The following is a 23,286-nucleotide window of genomic DNA, read 5'->3' as shown; positions in this document are numbered from 1 at the left end:
TCAGAACTCGACGCCGTGCTTCGCCAGGATTTCCTTGGCCTTGGCGACCGAGCTCATATCGATGATGTCATCGGTGTCGAACATGACATCGAACTCATTCTCAAGCTGAGAAACCAGCAGCATGTGGGCAATCGAATCCCATTCCGGAATGCTGTTGTAAAGCAGGCCATCGACCACGCGGGAAGCGTCGATGTTCAGGGCGGCCGAATAGACCGATACCAGTCGCTCGTTGTTGTTACTCATCAGTGTTGCTCCAGCTCATTCTTGGAAATGGCAGCCTTCTCAGCTGTATCTTCTCGGACGATGTACATCGGCTTGGCACGGATCTCGTCGAGGATCCGCCACAGGTATTCGCCAATGACACCCAGCATCAACATGATCATGCCGCCCACCACCAGGATCGCCACCATGATCGGCGCCCATCCCGAGAACGGTGTCAGGTCGAACAGGCGCGAAACCGCGATCACGACGGCATAGCAAAGCCCCAACATGGCCAGTACGGTGCCGGACAAGGACATGAGACGGATCGGAAGGTAGGAACCGTCGATGATGAAATCGAAGGCCAGTTTCAGCTTCTTGCTGAAGTTGTACTGCGACTTGCCGATCTCGCGCTTGCGTCGCACGTAAGGAATGTAGGCGGTCGGGAAGCCGGCCCAGAGCACGTCTCCCTGGAAAAAGCGATGGCGCCCCTTCATGCTCATGAAGAGCGTCAGTGCACGGCGGCTCATCAGGGTGAAATCGAATCCGCCCGCCGGCATGTTCGGGTTGGACATGCGCAGGATGCCGTAGACAATGCGGGAAAACATCGATGAAGTGAAGTTGTCCTCACGGTCCGCACGATGTGCGATGACCACTTCATTGCCCTGTTCCCACTTGCGGATCATCTCTGCGGTCAACTCGACCGGATCCTGCATGTCTGCGGACATGTTGATGACCGCGTCGCCGCTGGCGGCGTCGAAGCCGGCCAACGTAGCCGACAGCTGACCGAAATTGCGCGTGAAGGAGATCGATCGCACGCGCGGATCCTGCGCACTGACACGCAGCATCTCCGCATGGGAGCCATCCTTGGAGCCATCATTCACGAACACAATCTCGTAGTCGTGTTCGGGCAGGCTGGTGGCGAACAGGTCGCGGATCGCAGCCCAGGTCAGCTCAATTGAACCTTCATTGTGATAGACCGGAATGACGTAGCTGATCGTACTCACTGGACGACTCCGGCGGACTCGGTGGAAATCGCACGTGCGAGCGAATCGACCACGGTGCCGATCTCCTCGTCAGTGATACCGGCGAAGAACGGCAGACCGAGAATGCGGTCACCGATGGCAGCGGTAACATCCAGCGAGCCCGAGCGGTCGAAATGGGCCAGCACGCCATGCGCGTGCAACGGCGGGCAGTACCACCGCCGGGTATCGATCCCCTGCTCGCGCAATGCGCCACCGATGGCCAGCGCGTCGACACCGTCAGGCAGGAGCACCGGGAGCAGCGGATAGATGCCATCGGGATCCTTATCCTGCAGCCCCACGCTCGGGCAGGCCTGCCGCAGCGTACGCAGGTAGCGGGCATGCAGCTCGCGCCGCTGCTCGACGATGTCGGGCCACTCGTCCAGTGCCGCCAGCCCGACTGCAGCGTGATATTCGCTGAGCTTGCCGTTGGTCCCCAGTCCGATCAGCTCGCCGCGGGCGGCGTCGATGCCGAAGTTGGCCAACTGGCGGATGCGCCGGATGCGCTCGGCATTGAACGACACGATCAATCCGCCCTCACCGCTGCCGATGGACTTCGTCGCGTGGAAGCTGAACACAACGTCCGTCGTGCGGCCGATCGGCTGGTTGCCGAAGGCACCTGCCGCGTCGATCAGCACCGGGATGCCGGTCTTTGCACTGAAGTCGTCCCAGGCGGTGACATCGTGTTGCTTGCCGAATGTACTGACCGGCATCACCAGGTCGAAGGCCTCACCCCGCGCCAGCGCATCTTCGGCAATGGCCGGAGTCAGGCACCAGCCGGAAGGGTCGATATCGCTGAACAGCGGGGTGGCCCCCACCCTGACAATCGCAGTGGCTGTGGCGACAAAGGTGAGCGAGGGTAACAGGACCCGCGCGCCCGTAGGCAAGGCGAGCGCCTGGATGGCCAGCTCGAGGCCGACGGTGCAATTGGAGACCGTCGTCAGATGGGCCGGCTCAAGCCCCTGGCCGAGTTCGGTGGCCAGGCGTTGCTCGAACTCGCCATTCAAAGGGCCGTAGTTGGTGTAAATCCGATTCTGGTCAATCTTTCGGAGATACGGATACACCTTGTCCGCAGACGGCATCCTCGGAATCAACAACGGAATACGACGCATCGGGTCACCGGGAAAAAGAGAAATACTTGTGAGCAAAATAGCTCGCGACAGTCGAAACCATCACGAACACTCCCTGGACGACACGCGGGTCACCCTCAGAGAGCCTTATGCAGATCGGCAGTGCTACCACATTGATTGCGAAGATCGTGGAGTTGGCCAGCAGGAACCGGCCGAACTCGCGTACCCAGGGCGCCCGTGAACGGAACACGAACACCCGCTGATTGACGAAGGCAATGGGAAGTGCAACCAGATAGGCGGCGACAAGAATGGCGACCGGGCCTGCCCAGGGATCCATGAGTGCGAACGTCAGCAAGAAGCAGGCATAGCCGATCACGGTATTGCCCGCGCCCACGATCAGGAATCGCAGCTTCTCGGATTTGAGGAGGCGAACAACCTTCTCCTGCTCCACTTTCCACACCACCTGCTGTGCTCCCAAGCCTCGGTCGGTTGTCGCGCCCCCAAGGCGCAGGGCATTGGCTTTGGAATCTTAACATAGCTCCATCCGGGGGCCGATCAGGGATCGGCCACGCCGATGCTGCGCAGCAACACCTTCCCGGAGTGGTCATCAGGCAACGTCGCATAGACATAGGCCTGAGTCGCACCGCTGGGGGCGACAGCCAGAAGGGGGTAGGTATGGGATACCCCCCCCACGTCCACGACTTCGATCTGGGTGGAGATGAACTGACCGTCCGCGCCATGCCAGTTGACCTGCAGGCGCATCTTGCCCGGCCGCCCATCCGCGGACTGTGCGGTATACAGGACGATGTGGCGGTCCAGTTCAGTCACAGCCTGCTGCCGAGTCATTTCCGACAACCCCCGCAGTTCCAGGCCCTCATCGCTCACCTGCGCCGGCGCGATGCCGACCCAACCGGACCAATCCTTGCCAATACCGAGTTCACGGGTCGGTGCCGGCAGCGCCGCGGGGTCCATCAGGCGTCGCGCCTGTTCAGCGGAGATCACGCTGAACCCCGGCCGGCCGCGAAGATTCGGCTCACCTATGACAAGACCATAGCTGAAGTCCCGAACATTCCCCTTGCTGAACTCGGCGCGTGGATACAGGCAGTGGCCTTTCGGCAGGTTCAGGCGGCAGTAGACCTTGCCATCCTCGCCCAGGACCCAGCTAATATCCGGCTCGGGTCCTGCCACGACCACACCGTGCCCGCTCTGGCGCAGGGTGCTCAGTGAATCGCTGATGGACACAGCAAGACGCGCACCGGCAATGCTGGCAATCGACCACATGCTGCCAAAGAACATATAGAACAGCTGGGTGACGGCCAGCAAAGACAGGATGATGATCTGCGCGCGGTGCCGGTAGCCGGCGAAGACGAACAGCAGCAGGAATGCCATGGCCGGGAACATCCAACGGGCCTCCTGCCGTGCCGCACCCGGCAAGCTCGCGATCGCAACCAGGCCGAGAACCGCAGCGAGGAAAGCCAGCATCGGCATCAGGAAGGTCGTCGACCGCCATTGCGGACGCAGCCACGGCAGGCACCAAGCCAGCAGAGAGACTGCCGCCAGAGGCACGAAAACGTACAGATAGCGCGGCGCCGCATGGTTGAACATGCCAACGAAGTACTGCGGGCCGTAGTTGCCGCCCAGGAACAGATTGACCAGATAGGTCGCAGACACCTTCAGCGTGTCGATCGATACACTGACGGTCTGTCCGGACGTCCCCATCGCCACCGGCTGGTTGGACAGCACTTTCACCGCAAGGATGTACAGGCCAAGCGGGACAACGGCAGCGACCAGAGCGAAGATCAGAGGCTGGGCGCCGATGGTCCTGCGCATGGGCCACCAGCGCAGCACCGCCACGCCGGACAGACCGAGCAATGCCAATGCGTAGCGCTCATGGGTGAACACCGCCAGCATGAAGAACAGCAGCGCCAGTGCCAGGCAGGAAGCGCGCTGGCGCTGCAAGAACACCAGACCGGGCATGGACACGGCAACACCGGCCAGCAGGAACAGGAGACTGAGCGCCTCGACCGTTCCCGAAACGTAGTCGAAGTACAGCATGATGTTGAAACGACACGCCACCATCATCGCCGCAGCCAACAGGGCAGCGCTTCGGCGAGCATTGAAATGCCCCCGTGCGATCCCATAGACCAGCGCGGCACATCCTGCCAATGCCGCACAATTGACCAGCATGGTCATCCAGCGCGGAAGATCCTGGGAGACGATGACCGCCCAGATGAAGTTCATGACGATGCGTGGCTTGTAGCTGTTCAGCCCGGTGAAAACCCCTATCAGGGTGTTGCCGCTGTGCTCTCCGAAGTTGAAGGAGAACATCTCATCGCCGAAGTAATAGGGATGATAGAAGTAGATGGACAGCGCGAACGTCATCGCTGCGATGGCCGCCAGGTCCACCAGACGCACCACCGGCTTTACAGCCAGGATTTTGTTAAACATCGACACACTGCTCCATTGATTCAAACCGCCGCAAGGCCTCGCTTCCTGTACGCCGCGACCACGCGGCCCACGATCCGGCAGGATCCGTAGGCAACAGCGGGCACGTACATGGCCATTCCGCCGCGATGCCATCAGCAGCCGGACCGAGATAGTAACAGTGCGACACACTGTGGTCGCGCCCCCCCTGGGGGCTGACCTCGAGGCAGCACCGCAGAAGGGGCCGGACGGACTAGATGTATGCCCGAGCGCTCTCCCGGGCCAGGATGTGCATGACCGTTCCCATGTCCTCATCGGTCAAAAGATCGACGTTGGCCTGCGGCGCCGACCAGATGCGATCAGCCAGCGGAACCTGCTGCCGCGGGTCGTTGGAAATGACTTCGACCACGAAAGCCCAGCTCTTGCCCTGCAGCGGGAGCACGCGGAAGCCCAGAGGCTCGAACAGCCGGCGCGCAGCGTTTTCCGACCAGCAGGTGATGTGCCCGCGATGGAATGGATCCAGGTAGCCCGGATCCTCGGTTCGTACATACTCGGTCAGTCCGGTGTTGAACAGAAACAGGGCCCCCGGAGCGGCGACCTTGCGTAGGGAACTCGCCAACGAACTCGCCATCGACGGGGTCAGATGTTCAACGACTTCCACGCAGATACCGCATTCGAACGTCATCCCGATGTCGGCCAGATCGCCGCACCTGTAATTCGCGTGGCTGGAGCGGTACGCCGGCTCGGGCGGAAACTTCTCTACGCCGTAGAAGCAATGCGAACTCTTCGGCAGGTAGCGCTGCACCGCATCGAGCAGAAAACCCGGGCCCGTGCCGATATCGATGAAGCGCTGGACGGGAATGGAGCAGTAGAGCAACGCCTCCCCCAACCTTGCCAGCGACGACCCGAAAGACCGGTCACGTGCCGACTGCAGTTCGGAGCGCCAGTAGTCCTCGTCGTATTCCCGGGGAGATTCGCCAGCATCGATCGAGGCTATCAGCGCCGGGTCGGCGAATATGAAATCGCAGATGTCACATTCAAGATACTGCACGCCATCAACCACCCTGAAGGCAGTGGCCGGCTCATTGCAAAGCAGACAGTTACCCGTCGACGACACAGATCTGAAGCGCGCCACAGCCCTCTCCTGGAAGGATGGAGAGGGCATCCTAGCAGCACAGGATTGCTACCCTTGTGGAGAACCCGCTACAGCTGACGCTGCACCGCAGCGAGGTCAGGCACCATGATAGCCTGCTGCGGCGCAGCACCCTTGCCGATGTCGCCTGCGATCAGGAACAGCTTCCCAATGCCTGCGGCAGCCCCCGCCTGCATATCCGAGATCTTGTCGCCAACGAATACCGCCTGCGCCGGATCAATCGAAAACTCCTCGATCGCCTTCAGCAGCATGCCCGGTTCGGGCTTTCGGCACAGGCAGTCAATCTTGAATTCACCCTGGCCGGCCAGCGGATGATGCGGGCAGAACCACGTGCCCAGCAGCGGCGCGCCGGCCTGCATCAACTGCTCGTGCTGCCAGTGCGTGTAGTCGGTAAATTCATCGATGCTGTAGAAGCCACGTGCGATGCCGGCCTGGTTGGTCGCCACCACCACCTGGAAACCCCGGCGCGCGGCATGGGCCAGCAGCGGCTGGATACCGGCGACCCACTCGGTACGCTCCGCGGTGTGCACGTAGCCGTGGTTGACGTTGATGACCCCGTCCCGATCGAGGAACAGCACCGGCGCGCCGGGCCGCCTTGCGACTGGCCCGGCGACGAAGCCCGGCACGTTGGGCAGCAGCGCCATCAGATGGCCCCGAACAGCGTCTGCGCCCGGTGGAAATCCTCAGGCACACCAATGTCGATGAACGCAGCGGTTTCCACCAGCGCGCCGACGCGGCCAGCGGCCACCGCCGGTTCCAGCACCTGCTTCTCGAACGAGAACGTAGCTTCGCCTGGCAGGCTGGCCAGCGCCTGCGCGCTGAGAAAATAGCTGCCGGCATTGATCAGCCCAGCACCACCCGGACGCTTTTCATGGAAGCGCAGCACCCTGCCCTGCTCCACATCCACCGTGCCATAGCGTGAGACATCATCCACCCGCGCAAGCGCGATCGACATCGGCAGGTCATGCGCGGCCGCTTCCAGCGCGGCCGGCGCGTACTCGAGGTAGGTGTCGCCGTTGCAGACGTGCAGCCCCTCACCCTGCGCCAGGCGCGCCGCGGCGGCGATCGCGCCGCCGGTGCCAAGCGGGGTCTCCTCGCGAGAGTAGACCACGTCCATGCCCGCCCATCGGGCGCCGATGGTCTGCTCCACCACATCACCGAGGTAGCCGGTTGCCAGGATCGCACGACGCATGCCGGCGGCCGCATAGCGGTCCAGGAGGTAGGCCAGGAACGGGCGCCCGGCCACCGGGGCCAGTGGCTTGGGCAGGTCGGGCACTTCACTTCGCAGGCGGGTGCCGAAGCCACCGGCCAGGATCAGAATCTCGTCGGCAGCCATGTCAGCGTGGGAACATCTCGCTTTCGATCAGCGCACACAGCAGGTGGCCGATGAACTCGTGGCCTTCCTGGATGCGCGGCGTTTCATTGGAGGGCACGCGGAAACAGATGTCGCAGCGATCCTTCATGTCGCCGCCATGCTCGCCAGTGAAGCCGATCACGCGCGCGCCCTTGGCTTCGCAGGCGTCCAGCGCGCGCATGATGTTCTTCGAACGGCCCGAGGTGGAAATCGCAACGAATACATCGCCTTCCTGGCCGAGCGCTTCGATCTGGCGGGCGAAGGTGTAGTCGTAGCCGTAGTCATTGCCGATGGCGGTCAGGATCGAGGTGTCGGTGGTCAGCGCAATCGCCGGCAAGCCCGGACGGTCGTAGTAGAAACGGCTGACCAGTTCACCTGCCCAGTGCTGAGCATCGGCGGCACTGCCACCGTTACCGGCGAAGAGGATCTTGCGACCGGCCTTCAGCGCGTCCACGCACAGTGCCACTGCCTGCTCGATCTGCGACGCCAGCGCCGCATCGGCCGACATGCGCTGGAAGTTCTCGAGAGTCTTGCCGAACTCGGCCTTGATGAAGTCGTTCATCCGATTTTCCATGCCGTTGCACCTTGGTGGGTGAAGTGTGTATCAAAAACGGTGCCGCCAGCGCCCGCGAGCGCTCGCACCAGTTCGATCCGATGTGCCGGATCGCAAAGGAACATCATGAAGCCGCCACCGCCGGCGCCGGAGACCTTGGTCGCGCGCGCGCCGTGGCGCATCGCCAGCACTTCGATCTCATCGATCATCGGGTTGGAGATGCTGCTGGCACTAAGTTTCTTGGCTTCCCAACCGGACTGCATCACCTGGGCCAGCCGCTCGAAATCACCGCGCAGCAGCGCTTCCTTCATCTGGCTTGCTTCGACCTTCAGCCGGTGCATCGCATCGAGCGAACTGGCCTTGCCTTCCTTGATGTTGCGCGACTGCTCGTCGATGATCTTGGCCGATGCACGCGACACGCCGGTGAAATACAGCACCAGGCCTGCCTCGAGCTCGGACCAGATCCAGTCCTTGATGCGCAGTGGGTTCACGATCACTCGATCGGCGTCGTAGAACTCCATGAAATTGAAGCCACCGAACGCTGCCGCGTACTGGTCCTGCTTGCCACCGGACAACTGCAGGTCGACGCGCTCGATGCGGTAGGCCAGCTGAGCGATCTCGTATTCGCCCAGCGGCAGGGAGAAGTATTCGGCAAATGCCGTGACCAGTGCCACCACCATCGTCGAAGACGAGCCCAGGCCGGAGCCCGGCGGCGCATCGGAATGCGCGCGGATACGGATGGCCGGCCGCTCACCCTGCAGGAAGTCATTGCAGACGCGCAGATACACGCCCTTCATCAGCTGCAACGGGCCGGGGTCTGCAACGACGGACTCCGGATCCAGGCGCTCGCACGCGCCGGCATCCTGTGCGTGGAATTCGACCAGGCCATCGGGCGAGCCATCAAGGGTCGCGTAGGCGAACTTATCGATGGTCACGTTCATGACGTAGCCACCGAACTGGTCGCAGAACGGCGACACGTCAGTACCACCGCCGGCCAGGCCAAGACGCAGGGGGGCGCGAGAACGAACGATCATGCCTTCTTCTCCATTGCGAATGCCGATTCCAGCGCACGGCCCAATGCATCGCGCGAGAACTGGCCACGGCAGTAGCGGGCTGCCGCGCGCGAACGCTGCAGCCACAGCGCGTCATCTTCCAGCAACGACACCAGCCCGGCGGCAAGGCCTTCGTCGCCATCGGTCACCGTAGCCACAGCGTCCAGGCCCACCAGGCCTTGGGCGCCAACACCGGTGGTCACCAGCGGCAAGCCCTGCTGCATGGCCTCCACCACCTTTCCCTTGACGCCGGCACCAAACCGCAGCGGCACGACGGCCACACGCGCGGCACCGTAGCGCTCGGTCAGTTCATCGTCGCTCACGAACCCTGTCACCTCGACATGCTCGCCAGCCAGGGCACGTACGGCGTCGGTCGGGTTGGACCCAACCAGCGACAGCTTCACGCCGGGATGGCGCGCCCAAACATGCGGCATCACTGATTCGACCAGCCACTGTGCAGCGTCGACATTGGGGCCATGGGCGAAGCCGGCCACGAACAGGATGCCGGCACGTTGGGCTGGCACGGCGTCATCGTTGAAGTGGTCAAAGGCATACGGCAGGATCGCGCGCACATCGACAGAGGGCTCCAGCGCGTGCACATCCTGCGCCTCTTCGGCCGATGGGTAGAGGACACAGTCGACGGCCTTCCACATCTGCCGCTCCAGCAGTTCCATCGAACGTGCCTCGACATCGCTGCCACCGTTCCGCTTGGCTTCCATGTCCATGCGACGGAAGTGCAGGTCGTGGCCGTAGTAAACGGTGCGCACGCCTGGCTGCTTGCGCAGGGCATCGATGTAATGACCGGCGATATGCGGGCGCGACAGCATCACCATGCGCACGTGCGGGTTTTCCTGCAGATAGCGCGCAAAGCCGCCCACCCACTGGCCGCCGTACATCACTTCCACGCCACGGGCCTGCAGCGGCGGGGTATAGATCGGATCGAAGTACAGGTTGTCGGCCCAGAATTTGACCACGCAGCCACGTGCCAACAGCGCGTCGATGAACGCAATCATGGTCCGCGAGCCGGCATCCCGATCAGGCTGCGGCACGTAGTGGTCGACGATCAGCACCGTTTCCTTCTGCCAGGCACGATCGCGGGCCAGCACCACGTGCTCGCCGTTGGGCTCGTGCCATGCCAGTTCGTCCTGCCAGCGCTCGCGCAGCTTCTTCTGGTTGGCAACCTGGTAGGCCTTGATGCCGCTGCCGGTATCGGTGCCGTGTGAAATGCCTTCGTAATGCACGACCTCCGAGGTCGGGCAGTAGTAGAGCTGATAGCCTGCCTTGCGCACGCGGAACGCCAGATCCGAATCCTCGCAGTAGGCCGGCACGAATTCCGGATCGAAGCCGCCCAGTTCACGCAGCAGCGCGGTGGGAATGAGCAGGCTGGCACCGCTGCAGTAGTCCACCGGGCGCAGGTAGTTGTACTGGCTGTCGGCCGGGTTGCTCAGGCGTCCGTAGTTCCAGGCCGAGCCGTCGCGCCAGATGATGCCACCGGCTTCCTGCAGGCGCCCGTCAGGGTAGACCAGCTTGGAACCGACCATGCCGCAATCGGGCATCCGCTGGAATACATCCAGCATCTGGTCCATCCAGCCCGGACGCACTTCCGTGTCATTGTTCAGGAAGTAGGTGTAGCGACCACGTGCAAGCTCCAGCGCCTGATTGCAGGACAGCAGGAAGCCGAGATTCTTCGGGTTGTGGTAGAAGCGCAGACCCGGAACCGGGACCAGCTTTTCGATCTCCGCATCCCCAGAGGCATCTTCCAGCACCAGTACTTCATAGCTCACCGCCGGCGGATGGTCGGCAATGGAGCGCAGGCAGGCCAGGGTGTGTTGCAGGTTGCCGTAGGTGGGAATGACGATGCTGACTTCCGGCGATTCATGCACCGGGAAGGACAGGGTCTTCAGTACTTCGTCTGGATCTTCCACCACCGACTGCAACGCCAGACCCGACAGCGGTTCAACGCGGGCGTTGTCATGGCGCAGGAGCCAGTTACGCACCGGGCGTGCCAGCGGCGCCAGCAATCGGTTGCGGGCCAGACCGCTGGCACGCAGCGACGCAATGATGGCCGGCACATCCCCACGCAGCAGGCGCGAAGCGAAACGCATCGGACGGGTAATGCGCCAAGACTTGGAGGCGAGCACCTTTGCGAAGGCCTCGTTCAGGCTCTCCAACTGTTCGTCGTAGTCGCGGATGACGCGCTGTACTTCCAGCTCGGAGGTGTCTTCCGGAGCGGACCGGAAGGCGAGACCAGAGCGCAGCTGCAGTTCGCGGCTGACTTCCGAACGACTGGCAACGGTCTCATGGGCCGTCTGCAGCAGTCGGCGCAGCTCGGCCGCTTCGTACTGCGATGCTTCCTGGTGACGTCGCAGTTCGGCTTCGATGTCCGCCTTCTCGCTCTGCGCCTGTTCCAGTCCGGCCTGCGCCTGTTCCAGCTGCGCCTGCAGCGCATCGTTGCGTGCGCGCATTTCGGCAGTGACAGTGTGGTCGCCTCTGGCCTGGACGATCTGATTCAGCTCCAGCGCCCAACGCGTGCGATCATCGAACTCGCCTTCCAGGCGGTGGTAATCGGCGCGGGATTTCTCAAGCTCCGCTTCCAGCGAACGCGCCCAGCCAATGGCATTTTCACGCTCGTTGTCCAAGCCCTGTGCCCAGCGAGCAATATCATGCTGCTGTGCATACAGATCCTCACCCTCGGCGTAGAGGATCGAGGCAGATGTATCAGGCAGCAGGGACACATCGGCCGCCGCCACAATCACGAAGTAGACAGCATCCGGGACATTGGCCACACGCGCCTCGACACCGGAACCAGTGTCGGTCAGCGCCTGGTAACTCTCGGCATGCTGCACTTCCGACAGCGGAGTGATCGTCGAGCACACGGCCATGCGGTGCCCGCACAGGCGCGAGGCAGGGAAATAGCGCCCGACAAGCGCCTCGAATTCCGCCCGGTAAAGCTCCTTTACATGGAAGTCGTTGTGATACCCGGCGCGATCGGAATAGACCTCCTTGTTCGGCGAGGACATGACCAGTATGCCATCGGGGCGCAGCACGCGACGGATCTCGGCCATCATCTCCTCCTGTTCCATCAGGTGCTCGATGGTTTCGAAGGAGACCACGACATCGACACTGTCGTCGGCCAGCGGAATGGCTGCTGCAGATCCCTGCACGTAGGCGAGATTGGGCAGCGCCGCGTAGCGCTCGGCCGCATGGGCCACCGCGTCATGGGAAATATCCACGCCACGTACCGAGCGTGCATTGGCAGCCAGCATGGCACTCCCGTAGCCCTCGCCACTGGCCACATCCAGCACATCCTTGCCTTTCACCAGCGGCAGGCACCAGGCATAGCGATGCAGGTGTTCCTGCCTAATCACGCCTTGTTCGGTCGGAACAAAGCGCTCACCGGTAAACTCGATCATCTCGACTCCTTGGAAACTTCGATGGCCAGCATCGGCAGACCGAGCAGCCCGAAGCGCATCGTTTCGTCCATCGCGCGGAACTCCAGCGCGTCGTGGATCCAGTGTTGCTGGGTATGATCATGCTGGTCGCCGGAGGCAACCGCTGCGTCGATCATGTAGGAGCCGGAGGGCATTACCGGCATCCGGAAAAGAAACGTACCCACCACCGTCTCGCCCGCTTCACCGGAGACCGGCTTGTCCTTGCACGCGAAGTAGCTGTTGTCGCCAAACAGACGCTGGCCAAGGCGATCCTTGACGTAGAAGCCAACGATGAGATTGCCCAGTGCCTGCTGCAGGGAAACCTGCAGCTCGAGCCGGACAAGTTCCCCGCCTTCGAACACCAGCACACGGTTGCCATCTGAATCGGTGAGGCGGACGTCGACGATCCGCGCCCCCTGCGCACCGAACTCCTGGCCCACATTGTCCGGATCGAACTCGAACAGGGTCATGCGGTTGTGCACGCCGGCCTCGCGAAGGGCGTCCTGGCGGAAATCGGCCGCATCGTCGAGCATCTTGCGTGGTTTCTTGTGCGCCACCACGATCTCTTCCGAGCCCACCTCGCGTCGCCCCACCACGTGCTGCTCGGTCATGTACGCCTCGATCACCTCCTGCGAGGTGCCGGACAGGCGCATGCGGCCGTTCTGCAACCAGACCGCGTTTTCACACAGGTTGGTGACCGCCGCCGCGTCATGACTGACGAACAGCAGCGTTCCGTGCTTCTGGAACTCACGCAGGAAGCGCATGCACTTCTGCGAGAAGAACGCATCGCCAACCGCCAACGCCTCATCAATGATGAGGATGTCGGCATCCACGTGTGCAATCACTGCAAAAGCAAGACGCACTGACATGCCGCTGGAATAGCTGCGTACCGGCTGATCAATGAATTCGCCAATATCGGCAAAGGCAAGGATCTTCTCCAGCCGCTGCTCGATCTGCGCGCGGGAAAGACCGAGGATCGCCGCGTTGAGGAATACGTTCTCGCGGCCGGTGAATTCGGGATTGAAGCCACTGCCCAGCTCCAACAACGCCGCGACGCGCCCGTTCACCGATATTGAACCCTCGGTGGGATTGAGCGTGCCTGCGATCATCTGCAGCAGCGTGGACTTGCCCGAGCCGTTTCGACCGACGATGCCGACGGTCTGCCCGCGGCGCACGCTGAAGCTGACATCACGCAGCGCCCAGAAGTCCTTGTAGTACGCCTTGCGCTTGCCGGCCAGTGCCTGCCACAGGCGGTGCGAGGGGCGCTCGTACATGTGGTAGCTCTTGCCGACCCCACGGACGTCGATCACTACTTCCGAATCGACACGATCAGAGCACATCGGCAAACCCCACTCGCAGTTTGTTGAACACGCGATGCCCGACCAGTGCCACGGCGCAGGCGATCAGCGCATAGACGCCCAACCCCTCCCAATCAGGCAACCGTCCCCAGATCACCACTTCACGCACTTGGTTGATGATGAAGGTGAGCGGATTGAGTTCGAACACGATGCGGTAACTGGCAGGCACGGATTCCGGCGGAACAATGGCCGAGGAGAGGAACAGCATCGCGGTGGCGATCACACCGGCAATCTGACCGATGTCGCGCAGATAGACGCCCAACGCGGAGACGATCCAGCTCACACCCACCGTGAGGATCACCAGCGGCAACAGCACCACCGGCACCAGGAGTGCCGTCGGAGGAATGTTGCCTTTCACTGCCAGGTGCAGCAGCAGAAGGACCACGATGTTCATCAGCAGATGGAACAGCGCGGAGAAGGTCATGCTCCAACCAAGGATGTCCAGCGGAAACACCACGCGCTTCACATAGCTGGTATTGGCCACGATCAATTGAGGCGCGCGCGTGAAGCACTCCGCAAAGAATCCATGCACCGTCAGCCCGGCGAAGAGGATGAGGGCGAAGTCAGTCGTGGAACCCGTCGAACCCGGCCAACGCCCCTTCATGATGTAGCCAAACGCCATGGTGTAGACCAAGAGCATCAAGAACGGGCTTATCAATGACCACAGCAGACCGAAGCTCGCGCCCCGGTAGCGGCCAAGCACTTCGCGCTGGGTCAGCTCGAAAGCCAGCGAGCGATGCTTGCCGAAGACCGAGAGAATTCCCATCAGACTGCCTGCGCCCCCAGCGCCCTCTCCAGATCCACCTGCAGATCCCCCAGCTCCTCCACGCCCACGCTCAGCCTTACCAGCGCATCGCTGATCCCCAGCTGTTCCCGCCGCGCGACCGGAATCGAGGCATGCGTCATCACCGCCGGATGGTTCACCAGGCTCTCCACGCCGCCCAGCGACTCGGCCAGGGTGAACAGCTCGGTCTTCTCGCAGAAGCGCTTGGCCGCCTCGAAACCGCCCTTCAGCACGATCGAGACGATGCCGCCGTAGCCGGCCATCTGCCTGCCCGCCAGCTCATGCTGCGGGTGCGACGGCAGGCCCGGGTAGATCACCTTCTCCACCGCCGGGTGCTTGTCCAGCCACTGGGCCAGGGCCAGCGCGTTGGCGCAATGCGCCTTCATGCGCAGCGGCAGGGTCTTCAGGCCGCGCAGGGCCAGGAAGCTGTCGAACGGGCCCTGCACGCCACCCACCGAGTTCTGCAGGAACACCATCTGCTCGGCCAGTTCGGCGTTGTCGCCCACCACCACCATGCCGCCGACCATGTCCGAGTGACCGTTGAGGTACTTGGTAGCCGAATGCAGGACCAGGTCCGCGCCCAGCTCCAGCGGGCGCTGCAGCATCGGCGAGGCGAAGGTGTTGTCGACCACCACGATCAGGCCATGGCGCTTGGCGATGGCGGCCACCGCGGCGATGTCGACGATCTTCAGCATCGGGTTGGTCGGGGTCTCGATCCAGACCATCTTCGTCTTCGACGTGATGGCTGACTCGAACGCAGCCAGGTCGGTCAGGTCGACGAAGCTGAAATCCAGCCCGGCGGTGCGGCGACGCACGCGCTCGAACAGGCGGAAGCTGCCGCCATAGATATCGTCCATCGCCACCACGTGGCTGCCGGCATCCAGCAGTTCAATCACGGTCGAGCTGGCCGCCATGCCCGAGGCGAAGGCGAAGCCGCGGGTGCCACCTTCCAGCGACGCTACGCAGCGCTCGTAGGCGAAGCGGGTCGGGTTGTGGGTACGCGAGTACTCGAAGCCCTGGTGCTCGCCCGGGCTGGACTGCGCATAGGTCGAGGTGGCGTAGATCGGCGGCATCACCGCGCCGGTGCTGGGGTCGGGCGATTGGCCGCCGTGGATGGCCAGCGTGGCCAGGGCCAGGGCGCGATCCTGGGAAGTAGCGTTGGACATGTTCTTTCCTGAGGGGCGCCGACACGCGGCGCCATCGAAGGTGCGGAAGTCTACCAGCGCGGCCTTAACGACCTTTGACGCGGATAAACCGGGATTCAGCAGCGAACGTCTGCGATCAACGGCTTACTGCACCCGACGGCGCAGATAGTTCAGCAGGTCGATACGGGTGATCAGGCCCAGGAAGGCGTTGCCGTCCATCACGATCGCCACTTGGCCGCGGTCGAACACCGGCAGCAGCGCCTCGATCGGCGACTTCACGTCCAGCCGGTCCAGCTTGCTGACCATGGCGGTGGCGACGGTGTCGCGGAAGCGCGCTTCGTCACCATAGACGTGCAGCAGCACGTCGCTTTCGTCGACGATGCCGACCAGCTGGTCACCGTCCATCACCGGCAGCTGCGACACGTCGTACAGCTTCATGCGCTGGTAGGCGGTGGTCAGCAGGTCGTTCGGGCCGATCACCACGGTGTCGCGCTGGCCGTACGGGCGCAGGATCAGGTCGCGCAGGTCACCGTGCTGCGGGCGCTCCAGGAAGCCGTTGTCCAGCATCCAGTAGTCGTTGTACATCTTCGACAGGTACTTGTTGCCGGTATCGCAGACCAGCACCAGCACCTTCTTCGGCGTGGTCTGCTCCTTGCAGTACTTCAGCGCAGCGGCCAGCAGGGTGCCGGTGGACGAGCCGCCGAGGATGCCTTCCTTGCCCAGCAGTTCACGCGCGGTGTGGAAGCTCTCGGCGTCGCTGATGGCATAGGCCTTCTTGACGCGGCTGAAGTCGGAGATCGACGGCAGGAAGTCCTCGCCGATGCCCTCCACCAGCCAGCTGCCCGACTTGTCGTTGAGCACGCCGTCATTGATGTATTCGGCCAGGATCGAGCCGACCGGATCGGCCAGCACCAGCTCGGTCTTCGGCGACAGCTTGGCGAAGGCACGCGACAGGCCGGTCATGGTGCCGGAGCTGCCGCAGCCGAACACGATGGCGTCGAGGTCGCCGCCCATCTGCTCCAGGATCTCCGGGCCGGTACCGAATTCATGCGCGGCCGGGTTGTCCGGGTTGCCGAACTGGTTGATGAAGTAGGCGCCCGGGGTCTGCTCGGCGATGGTCTTGGCCAGGTCCTGGTAGTACTCCGGATGGCCCTTGGCCACGTCCGAGCGGGTCAGGCGGACTTCGGCGCCCATCGCCTTCAGGTTGAAGATCTTCTCGCGGCTCATCTTGTCGGGAACGACCAGGATCAGCTTGTAACCCTTCTGCTGCGCGACCAGGGCCAGGCCCAGCCCGGTGTTGCCGGCGGTACCCTCGACCAGGGTCGCACCCGGCTTCAGGTCGCCGCGCTGCTCCGCCGCCTCGATCATCGACAGGCCGATGCGATCCTTGATCGATCCACCCGGGTTGGCGCTTTCGAGCTTCAGGTAGAGCTCGCAGACGCCGGTGTCCAGGCGCTGGGCCTTGACGATCGGGGTCTGGCCGATGAGTTCGAGGACGGAAGAATGAATGGGCATTCGGAGGACTTTCGGTTCGCGCCGCAGGGGGCCGGACCGATGATTATCCGTCGGATGGCGATGAATGTCAGGTCGGCGCGGAGACGGGCCGCAAGCCCGCAGAAAGAGATGCGGACGGCCCCGGATCGACGAGGAGACCGGTACCGCCCGCATCGGTGAGTTGTGCCTGCAGGCCAAGGCACCACCGCCTGTGGTGCCTTGGCGCGGCCGCCTCATCGGCGGTGCCGCGATGCCGGGGCAGGAGCGCCCGGCGGGGCCATCGATGGCCGGGTCACGCCGTTCCGGGCGTGACGGGGTGCGTCAAAGCGTGGGGGACGTCGTTGGGAGCGGTGTTTCGTACATTCGCAGAAGTCGTTGCTTGGCCAGCAGCTTCTCGCGCTTCATGCGACCCAGGGTGACATCATCGATCGGGAGTACACCCAACTCCGCGTCCATGCACTTCTTGTTCAACTTGCGGTGCTGGTCATGGAGCGCCCTGAACTCCGGATCACGCGCGCGACGTGCGTCGATCTCGCTCTGGGGCTGATCTTCAAACATGATGGACCTCCTTCGACAGATACACGAACGCCCCGGCCGCAAGGCACGGGGCGTTGTTCATGGAGGAGCGCCGGTCGATGGCCACCTGGACGCCTGCAACGACCTGCAGCACTGGCCTGCGCACGTCGATCTGCTGCGGTTCGCGCCCTGCTTGCATCGGCCCGGCCCTCCCATCGTCCGGTCCGCGGCATTGCGTCCCGGACGATTGACCCTACGCCTGCTAAAGGCGGGGTACAAGACCCCTGCGTCAAAAAGACCGAACCCCGCCGGGGCGGGGTTCAGGCTGAATGCTCATCACAACGAAAAACAAACAATATCAAGCAATTACGGGGCGATGATGACTTCGGCTGAACGTGCCTGGGTGGAGGCCGCCTTCTTGCCGGCAAGCTGGATCCGGTTGCTCGCGACACCCGCCGCAACCAGGGCATCGCGCAGGGCCTCGGCACGCTTCTGGCCTACGCCATTGGCACTGTCGTAAGCCTCGATGCGCAGGCGGCCCTTCTTGCCGATGTTCAGGTATTCGGCCAACGCCTTGGCCTGGTTGCGGGCGCCGCCGGACAGGCTGGAGGCGCCGGCGGCAAAGGCATCGCCACGGAAGGTGAAGACCTCGCCGCGGCCATCGAACTTCGAGCCCGGCAGCTTCTGACCGGACACCAGCTCGGCTTCCTCGCGGGCGAGCTTGGCGGCGTTCTGCTGGGCGGCGCTGAGGCGCTGCTGCTGCTTGCCGGCGACGCTGGTCAGGGCGTTCTCGGCGTCCTGGCGGGCCAGGGTCTCGGCCTCGGCGGCCTGGCGCAGGCGTTCAGCCTCCTCGGCCTGCATCTGTGCCTGCATGCGCAGCTGTTCGGCTTCCTGGCGGGCACGCGCGGCATCGCGGCGGCTGGCCTCGATCAGCAGGTCGCTGCGGGTCCGCTCCAGGCGGTCGACCTCGCGGGCGGCCAGCGCGGTACGCACGGCCGTCTCGGCGATCTCCACCCGGCGCTCGGCCAGGTAGGTGGCCAGCTCCTGGTCGCGGCGCTTGGCCTTGTCCAGGGTGGCGATGGCCTGCTGGGCCTGCATGCGCTCGAAGGCGCCCAGCTCAGCGGTATCCGGGTTGGCCTGGATGGCCATCAAGCGCTGGCTCAGCTGCGCCACCATCGGGTTGTCGGCGGCCACGGCCAGGGTCGGCAGCGCCAGCAGCGCGGCCAAGGTTGCGGCAGTCATCGGCTTCACCGGCGATCCTCCCCGGTCGACAGCTGGCGTTGCAGCTGGTTGACCTCGTTGCGGCGCAGCTGCAGCTGCGCGGTCACGGTGGCTTCCTCGCTGCGCACGCGGGCCAGGTCGGCATCGGCGGCGGCACGCAGGGCCATGGCCGGGGCATTCTTGCGCTCGCGGCGGTCGCCGGCGGCGCGCTGGGCCTGCTCCAGCCCCTGCCGGGCCAGCCCGATCAGGTCCGGGGCGTACTGGTCGGCATCGGCCTGGGTGGCCTTGTCGACCGCCTGCCGGGCCTGGGCCAGTTCCATCGCGCCATCCTGCGCCCAGGCGGGGGCAGACAGTGCGAATGCAAACGCCATCACATACAGGCTGTGGCGCATTCGTGCGAAGCTAAGTCGTTTCATTGGGGAGGCCGTACCGGTTGTCGGTTCACGGCCATTGTCGTCAAGCCGACACCGTGCTGGCAACGGGCGTCGGCCGTTTCGTTGGGGAAAATTCGCAATGGATATCGGCTACTTCCTGAAGCTGATGACCGAAAAGAACGCTTCGGACATGTTTCTGACCACCGGGGCACCGGTCTACATCAAGATCGAGGGGAAGCTCTATCCGCTGGGCAACACCGGCCTGCCGCCGGGCATGGTCAAGAAGATCGCCTACTCGCTGATGGACGAAGGCCAGGTGCCGCAGTTCGAGCGCGAGCTGGAACTCAACATGGCCATCGCCCTGCCCGATGCCGGTCGCTTCCGCGTCAATGTGTTCAAGCAGCGCGGCGAAGTGGGCATGGTCATCCGTGCCATCCGCAGCCGGATTCCGAGCATCGAGGAGCTGAACCTGCCGCAGGTGCTGAAGGACGTCATCATGACCCCACGCGGGCTGGTACTGGTGGTGGGGTCCACCGGTTCCGGCAAGTCCACCTCGCTGGCGTCGATGATCGACCACCGCAACAGCACCACCACCGGTCACATCCTCACCATCGAAGACCCGATCGAGTACCTGCACAAGCACAAGATGTCGATCGTCAACCAGCGCGAGGTCGGGCTGGATACCCATGCCTTCCACAACGCGCTGAAGAACGCGATGCGTGAAGCGCCGGACGTGATCCTGATCGGTGAAATCCTGGATGCGGAGACGATGGAGGCGGCGATCGCCTTTGCCGAAACCGGCCACCTGTGCCTGGCCACCCTGCACTCCAACAACGCCGACCAGACCATCGAGCGCATCCTGAACTTCTTCCCGGAAAGCGCGCACAAGAACGTGCTGATGAACCTGGCGCTGAACCTGCGTGCGGTGATCAGCCAGCGCCTGGTGAAGAACAAGGAAGGCCGTCGCCTGCCGGCCACCGAAGTGCTGCTCAACACGCCGATGATCCGCGACCTGCTGCGTCGCGGCCAGGTGCACGAGATCAAGGCGGCGATGGAAGCATCGCTGGAAGAGGGCATGGAGAGTTTTGACCAGTGCCTGTTCCGGCTGGCCAAGGCCGGCACCATCGAGCAGGAGGAAGCGCTGCGCGCCGCCGACTCGCGCGACGGCCTGGCGCTGAAGTTCCGCCTGTCTGAAGGCAGCAGCGGCGAGCATGACCCGTACGCGGATTTCTCGGCCGGCGCACCCAGCATCACCCACGGCTTCTGACCGCACGAAAAAGGGGACGGAGGGGATTAAGTCGTATATGCACTTACGACTTGATCCCCTCCGTCCCCTTTTCCTGAAAAATTCAGGGGCCGTCTCATCCAATGAGACCCCTCATCCGTAGGTTTCCTCAATGGAAACCATCCGCAAGCTGGCCATTCTGGCCGATGCCGCCAAATACGACGCCTCCTGCGCCTCCAGCGGCTCGGGCAAGCGCGATTCGCGCGCCAGCGGCGGTATCGGCAGCACCGAGGGCATGGGCATCTGCCACAGCTATACGCCCGATGGCCGCTGCGTATCGCTGCTGAAGATCCTGCTGACCAACTTCTGCGTCTACGACTGCGCCTATTGCGTCAATCGCGTGTCCAGCAATGTGCCACGCGCGCGCTTCAGCGTGGACGAGGTGGTCACGCTCACCCTGGACTTCTACAAGCGCAACTACATCGAGGGCCTGTTCCTCTCCAGCGGCATCATCCGCAATGCGGACTACACCATGGAGCAGATGGTGGAGGTGGCCCGGCAACTGCGCGAAGAACACCGCTACGCCGGCTACATCCACCTCAAGACCATTCCCGAGGCCTCGCCGGAACTGCTGGCCAGCGCCGGGCGTTACGCCGACCGCCTGTCGATCAACGTCGAACTGCCCACCGAAGCCGGGCTGAGTGCCTTGGCGCCGGAGAAGACGGTGCATTCGATACGCGGCGCGATGGGCGAACTGCGTTGGCGCATCGAGGAAGCCAAGGAGGCGCGCAAGGCCCCCGCAGCGGTGGCGCCGACGGCCAGCCGCAGCGCACGCCCGCGCCCTCCCCGTTTCGCCCCGGCCGGGCAGAGCACGCAGATGATCGTCGGCGCGGACGGGGCCAACGACCAGCAGATCCTGGCCAGCGCCGACAGCCTGTACGGCAGTTACCGGATGCGCCGGGTCTACTACTCCGCGTTCAGCCCGATTCCCGATGCCAGCCGGCAGCTGCCGCTGCAGCCCCCACCCCTGCAACGCGAGCACCGGCTGTACCAGGCCGACTGGCTGTTGCGCTTCTATGGCTACGGCGTGGACGAGATCACCGACACCACCCAGGGCGGAATGCTCGATCTGGATATCGACCCGAAGATGGCCTGGGCGATCCGCCATCCCGAACGCTTCCCGGTCGATCTGAACCGTGCACCGAAGGAAATGCTGCTGCGGGTGCCCGGCCTGGGCGTGCGCAATGCAGACCGGGTGCTGATGGCGCGCCGGCACGGGCGCCTGCGCGTGGCGGACATCGCCCGCCTGAAGGCGCCGATGAGCAAACTGCTACCGTTCGTGCTGTTGGCCGACCATCACCCGCGCAAGGCACTGGATGACCCGGCCGCGCTGCGAGCACAACTGGCCCCGCCGCCGCGCCAGGGATCACTGTTCGATGCACCGCCGGCAGCCTGACGCGCCGCGCTGGTCGCAGCGGGTGGATCCGCCGTGGTCGCTGCAGGCCTGGCGCGACGGCGCGCGTGATGCGCTGCTGCGGGGCGTGCGGCCCGAGCAATTGGACTGGCTCGAAGGCGGCGAGGCTTCGCTGCTGGATGCGCCGCCGGTGCAGCAGGCACCGGTGGCGGCACAGGCAAGCGTTCCCGGCGTCCCGCGCGAATTCCTGGAACTGGCCGACACCTGCCTGTGCCATGGCGAACCGCAGCGCCTGTCACTGCTGTACCGGCTGCTGTGGCGGATCACCCATGGCGAACGCGCGGTGCTGACCAATCCCGCCGATGCCGATGTGCTGCGTGCGATGACATTGGCCCAGGCCGTCCGCCGTGACACGCACAAGATGAAGGCATTCGTGCGCTTCCGCGAGGTGCCTGGCCAACCTGATGCGTTCATCGCCTGGTTCGAGCCACAGCACCACATCGTCGACCGGGTCGCGCCGTTCTTCGCACGCCGCTTCACCGGCATGCGCTGGGCGATCCTCACTCCTTCGCGCAGCGTGGCGTGGGATGGACAGGCGCTGACCTTCGGCCCCGGCGCACGGCGCGAGGACGCCCCGGCCGAAGATGCGCGCGAGGCCCTGTGGCAGACCTATTACGCCAGCATCTTCAATCCGGCCCGGCTCAACACCCGGATGATGATGCAGGAGATGCCGGCCAGATACTGGCGCCACCTGCCCGAGGCGCAGCTGCTGCCGCGCCTGGTGCGCGATGCGGGCGATCGCGTGCAGGAAATGCATGACCGGCCCGCGCAGGCACCCCAGCGCAGGATTCCCATGCGTGGGGACGCTGCGGCAGCGCGCCCAGATACCGCCAGCCTGCAGACGCTGCGACAGCAGGCCAGCGCCTGCCGCCAGTGCCCGCTGTGGGAGACCGCCACACAGACGGTGTTCGGCCAGGGGCCGGCCGATGCGCGGGTGATGGTGATCGGCGAGCAGCCTGGCGATACCGAGGATCTGCGCGGCCAGCCGTTCGCCGGCCCTGCCGGCCAGTTGCTGGACCGCGCATTGGCCGAGCTGGGAATCGATCGCGCCACGCTGTACCTGACCAACGCGGTGAAGCACTTCCACCATGAGCGGCGCGGCAAGGTAAGGCTGCACAAGCGGCCGGAAAGCCGCCACATCCAGGCCTGCCGGCCGTGGCTGATGGGCGAGATTGCGCGCGTGCGGCCGCAGCTCATCGTCTGCCTGGGCGCAACCGCGGCAGCCTCGGTATTTGGCCGTGATTTCAATCTGTCGCGCGACCGTGGACGCTGGCACACGCTGGAGGAAGGCACCCGCGGCTACGCCACCGTGCACCCGGCGTGGGTGCTGCGGCAAGGCGATGGCGCGCGCCGCGAACGGGCCTATGCACTGTTCCGCGATGATCTCGCGCAACTGCTGCAAAAAGGGGACGGAGGGGATTAAGTCGTGAATGCACTT

The 23,286-nt window shown here is 64.0% G+C and carries 21 protein-coding genes; 3 read left to right on the top strand and 18 right to left on the bottom strand.

All coding sequences use genetic code 11. The features are described from left to right. The 18 genes from AC5P67_RS14090 to AC5P67_RS14005 form a co-directional block, all read right to left on the bottom strand. On the bottom strand, positions 1-243 hold the full coding sequence (locus tag AC5P67_RS14090) for an acyl carrier protein (RefSeq protein ID WP_111118423.1): 243 nt from the start codon (positions 241-243) through the stop codon (positions 1-3). Then, complete coding sequence (locus AC5P67_RS14085) at positions 243-1,205, bottom strand: glycosyltransferase family 2 protein (RefSeq protein ID WP_099527070.1); 963 nt, start codon at positions 1,203-1,205, stop codon at positions 243-245. Before AC5P67_RS14085 ends, AC5P67_RS14090 begins: the two co-directional genes overlap by 1 nt. Then, complete coding sequence (locus tag AC5P67_RS14080; RefSeq protein ID WP_495214800.1) at positions 1,202-2,332, bottom strand: DegT/DnrJ/EryC1/StrS family aminotransferase; 1,131 nt, start codon at positions 2,330-2,332, stop codon at positions 1,202-1,204. The genes AC5P67_RS14085 and AC5P67_RS14080 overlap by 4 nt, the downstream gene beginning before the upstream one ends. 4 nt (positions 2,333-2,336) lie before the next feature. Then, a complete protein-coding gene (locus AC5P67_RS14075) occupies positions 2,337-2,768 on the bottom strand; it encodes a GtrA family protein (RefSeq protein WP_235643618.1) in 432 nt (143 codons plus the stop codon). Positions 2,769-2,845: 77 nt separating this feature from the next. Further along, positions 2,846-4,738, bottom strand: coding sequence for a hypothetical protein (locus tag AC5P67_RS14070; RefSeq protein WP_495214799.1), 1,893 nt, complete (start codon positions 4,736-4,738; stop codon positions 2,846-2,848). Between the two features lie 229 nt (positions 4,739-4,967). After that, positions 4,968-5,765, bottom strand: a complete 798-nt coding sequence (locus AC5P67_RS14065) for a methyltransferase domain-containing protein (RefSeq protein WP_111118422.1) — start codon at positions 5,763-5,765, stop codon at positions 4,968-4,970. 152 nt (positions 5,766-5,917) lie between these two features. Continuing rightward, on the bottom strand, positions 5,918-6,511 hold the full coding sequence (locus tag AC5P67_RS14060; protein ID WP_099527065.1) for a D-glycero-alpha-D-manno-heptose-1,7-bisphosphate 7-phosphatase: 594 nt from the start codon (positions 6,509-6,511) through the stop codon (positions 5,918-5,920). Further along, positions 6,511-7,203, bottom strand: coding sequence for a sugar phosphate nucleotidyltransferase (locus AC5P67_RS14055; protein ID WP_111118421.1), 693 nt, complete (start codon positions 7,201-7,203; stop codon positions 6,511-6,513). Before AC5P67_RS14055 ends, AC5P67_RS14060 begins: the two co-directional genes overlap by 1 nt. Position 7,204: 1 nt before the next feature. After that, a complete protein-coding gene (locus AC5P67_RS14050) occupies positions 7,205-7,783 on the bottom strand; it encodes a D-sedoheptulose-7-phosphate isomerase (protein WP_099527063.1) in 579 nt (192 codons plus the stop codon). Then, positions 7,780-8,808 (bottom strand): GHMP family kinase ATP-binding protein, encoded by a 1,029-nt coding sequence (locus AC5P67_RS14045; protein WP_099527062.1) that lies wholly within the window; start codon positions 8,806-8,808, stop codon positions 7,780-7,782. Before AC5P67_RS14045 ends, AC5P67_RS14050 begins: the two co-directional genes overlap by 4 nt. Then, positions 8,805-12,239, bottom strand: coding sequence for a glycosyltransferase (locus tag AC5P67_RS14040; RefSeq protein ID WP_329754827.1), 3,435 nt, complete (start codon positions 12,237-12,239; stop codon positions 8,805-8,807). The genes AC5P67_RS14045 and AC5P67_RS14040 overlap by 4 nt, the downstream gene beginning before the upstream one ends. After that, positions 12,236-13,597: an ABC transporter ATP-binding protein gene (locus AC5P67_RS14035; protein ID WP_111118420.1), complete on the bottom strand. Its 1,362-nt coding sequence runs from the start codon at positions 13,595-13,597 to the stop codon at positions 12,236-12,238. The genes AC5P67_RS14040 and AC5P67_RS14035 overlap by 4 nt, the downstream gene beginning before the upstream one ends. Beyond that, complete coding sequence (locus AC5P67_RS14030; protein ID WP_099527059.1) at positions 13,587-14,381, bottom strand: ABC transporter permease; 795 nt, start codon at positions 14,379-14,381, stop codon at positions 13,587-13,589. Before AC5P67_RS14030 ends, AC5P67_RS14035 begins: the two co-directional genes overlap by 11 nt. After that, the gene (locus AC5P67_RS14025; protein WP_111118419.1) at positions 14,381-15,565 is read right to left on the bottom strand and encodes a cystathionine gamma-synthase; all 1,185 of its coding nucleotides are present in this window, start codon (positions 15,563-15,565) and stop codon (positions 14,381-14,383) included. Before AC5P67_RS14025 ends, AC5P67_RS14030 begins: the two co-directional genes overlap by 1 nt. 123 nt (positions 15,566-15,688) lie before the next feature. Beyond that, positions 15,689-17,059 (bottom strand): pyridoxal-phosphate dependent enzyme, encoded by a 1,371-nt coding sequence (locus AC5P67_RS14020; protein WP_005407965.1) that lies wholly within the window; start codon positions 17,057-17,059, stop codon positions 15,689-15,691. A gap of 300 nt (positions 17,060-17,359) precedes the next feature. Next, positions 17,360-17,596 (bottom strand): HP1242/YdcH family protein, encoded by a 237-nt coding sequence (locus AC5P67_RS14015; protein WP_005407964.1) that lies wholly within the window; start codon positions 17,594-17,596, stop codon positions 17,360-17,362. Between the two features lie 324 nt (positions 17,597-17,920). Continuing rightward, positions 17,921-18,805: an OmpA family protein gene (locus tag AC5P67_RS14010; protein ID WP_005407962.1), complete on the bottom strand. Its 885-nt coding sequence runs from the start codon at positions 18,803-18,805 to the stop codon at positions 17,921-17,923. Next, positions 18,802-19,167, bottom strand: a complete 366-nt coding sequence (locus tag AC5P67_RS14005; RefSeq protein ID WP_005407961.1) for a DUF4398 domain-containing protein — start codon at positions 19,165-19,167, stop codon at positions 18,802-18,804. The genes AC5P67_RS14010 and AC5P67_RS14005 overlap by 4 nt, the downstream gene beginning before the upstream one ends. A 121-nt stretch (positions 19,168-19,288) precedes the next feature. Here AC5P67_RS14005 and AC5P67_RS14000 point away from each other — a divergent pair, with 121 nt between their 5' ends. The 3 genes from AC5P67_RS14000 to AC5P67_RS13990 all read left to right on the top strand — a co-directional run bounded on the left by AC5P67_RS14000 (position 19,289) and on the right by AC5P67_RS13990 (position 23,271). Further along, positions 19,289-20,416, top strand: coding sequence for a PilT/PilU family type 4a pilus ATPase (locus tag AC5P67_RS14000; protein ID WP_004141526.1), 1,128 nt, complete (start codon positions 19,289-19,291; stop codon positions 20,414-20,416). Positions 20,417-20,546: 130 nt separating this feature from the next. Then, on the top strand, positions 20,547-21,830 hold the full coding sequence (locus AC5P67_RS13995) for a putative DNA modification/repair radical SAM protein (protein WP_012479051.1): 1,284 nt from the start codon (positions 20,547-20,549) through the stop codon (positions 21,828-21,830). Then, positions 21,811-23,271: a UdgX family uracil-DNA binding protein gene (locus tag AC5P67_RS13990; RefSeq protein ID WP_059036186.1), complete on the top strand. Its 1,461-nt coding sequence runs from the start codon at positions 21,811-21,813 to the stop codon at positions 23,269-23,271. The genes AC5P67_RS13995 and AC5P67_RS13990 overlap by 20 nt, the downstream gene beginning before the upstream one ends. Positions 23,272-23,286 lie beyond the last annotated feature (15 nt).

The sequence above is a fragment of the Stenotrophomonas sp. YJH_SMC_21 genome, assembly GCF_059369555.1.
The sequence above is the reverse complement of the archived record's forward strand: the minus strand, read 5'-3'. Positions and strand labels throughout refer to the sequence as shown.

Coding starts and splice junctions, on each gene's coding strand:
- AC5P67_RS14090 (WP_111118423.1), bottom strand. CDS start 243: ATGAGTAACAACAACGAGCGACTGGTATCGGTCTATTCGGCCGCCCTG.
- AC5P67_RS14080 (WP_495214800.1), bottom strand. CDS start 2,332: ATGCGTCGTATTCCGTTGTTGATTCCGAGGATGCCGTCTGCGGACAAG.
- AC5P67_RS14070 (WP_495214799.1), bottom strand. CDS start 4,738: ATGTTTAACAAAATCCTGGCTGTAAAGCCGGTGGTGCGTCTGGTGGAC.
- AC5P67_RS14060 (WP_099527065.1), bottom strand. CDS start 6,511: ATGGCGCTGCTGCCCAACGTGCCGGGCTTCGTCGCCGGGCCAGTCGCA.
- AC5P67_RS14055 (WP_111118421.1), bottom strand. CDS start 7,203: ATGGCTGCCGACGAGATTCTGATCCTGGCCGGTGGCTTCGGCACCCGC.
- AC5P67_RS14050 (WP_099527063.1), bottom strand. CDS start 7,783: ATGAACGACTTCATCAAGGCCGAGTTCGGCAAGACTCTCGAGAACTTC.
- AC5P67_RS14045 (WP_099527062.1), bottom strand. CDS start 8,808: ATGATCGTTCGTTCTCGCGCCCCCCTGCGTCTTGGCCTGGCCGGCGGT.
- AC5P67_RS14040 (WP_329754827.1), bottom strand. CDS start 12,239: ATGATCGAGTTTACCGGTGAGCGCTTTGTTCCGACCGAACAAGGCGTG.
- AC5P67_RS14035 (WP_111118420.1), bottom strand. CDS start 13,597: ATGTGCTCTGATCGTGTCGATTCGGAAGTAGTGATCGACGTCCGTGGG.
- AC5P67_RS14030 (WP_099527059.1), bottom strand. CDS start 14,381: ATGGGAATTCTCTCGGTCTTCGGCAAGCATCGCTCGCTGGCTTTCGAG.
- AC5P67_RS14025 (WP_111118419.1), bottom strand. CDS start 15,565: ATGTCCAACGCTACTTCCCAGGATCGCGCCCTGGCCCTGGCCACGCTG.
- AC5P67_RS14020 (WP_005407965.1), bottom strand. CDS start 17,059: ATGCCCATTCATTCTTCCGTCCTCGAACTCATCGGCCAGACCCCGATC.
- AC5P67_RS14015 (WP_005407964.1), bottom strand. CDS start 17,596: ATGTTTGAAGATCAGCCCCAGAGCGAGATCGACGCACGTCGCGCGCGT.
- AC5P67_RS14005 (WP_005407961.1), bottom strand. CDS start 19,167: ATGCGCCACAGCCTGTATGTGATGGCGTTTGCATTCGCACTGTCTGCC.
- AC5P67_RS14000 (WP_004141526.1), top strand. CDS start 19,289: ATGGATATCGGCTACTTCCTGAAGCTGATGACCGAAAAGAACGCTTCG.
- AC5P67_RS13995 (WP_012479051.1), top strand. CDS start 20,547: ATGGAAACCATCCGCAAGCTGGCCATTCTGGCCGATGCCGCCAAATAC.
- AC5P67_RS13990 (WP_059036186.1), top strand. CDS start 21,811: ATGCACCGCCGGCAGCCTGACGCGCCGCGCTGGTCGCAGCGGGTGGAT.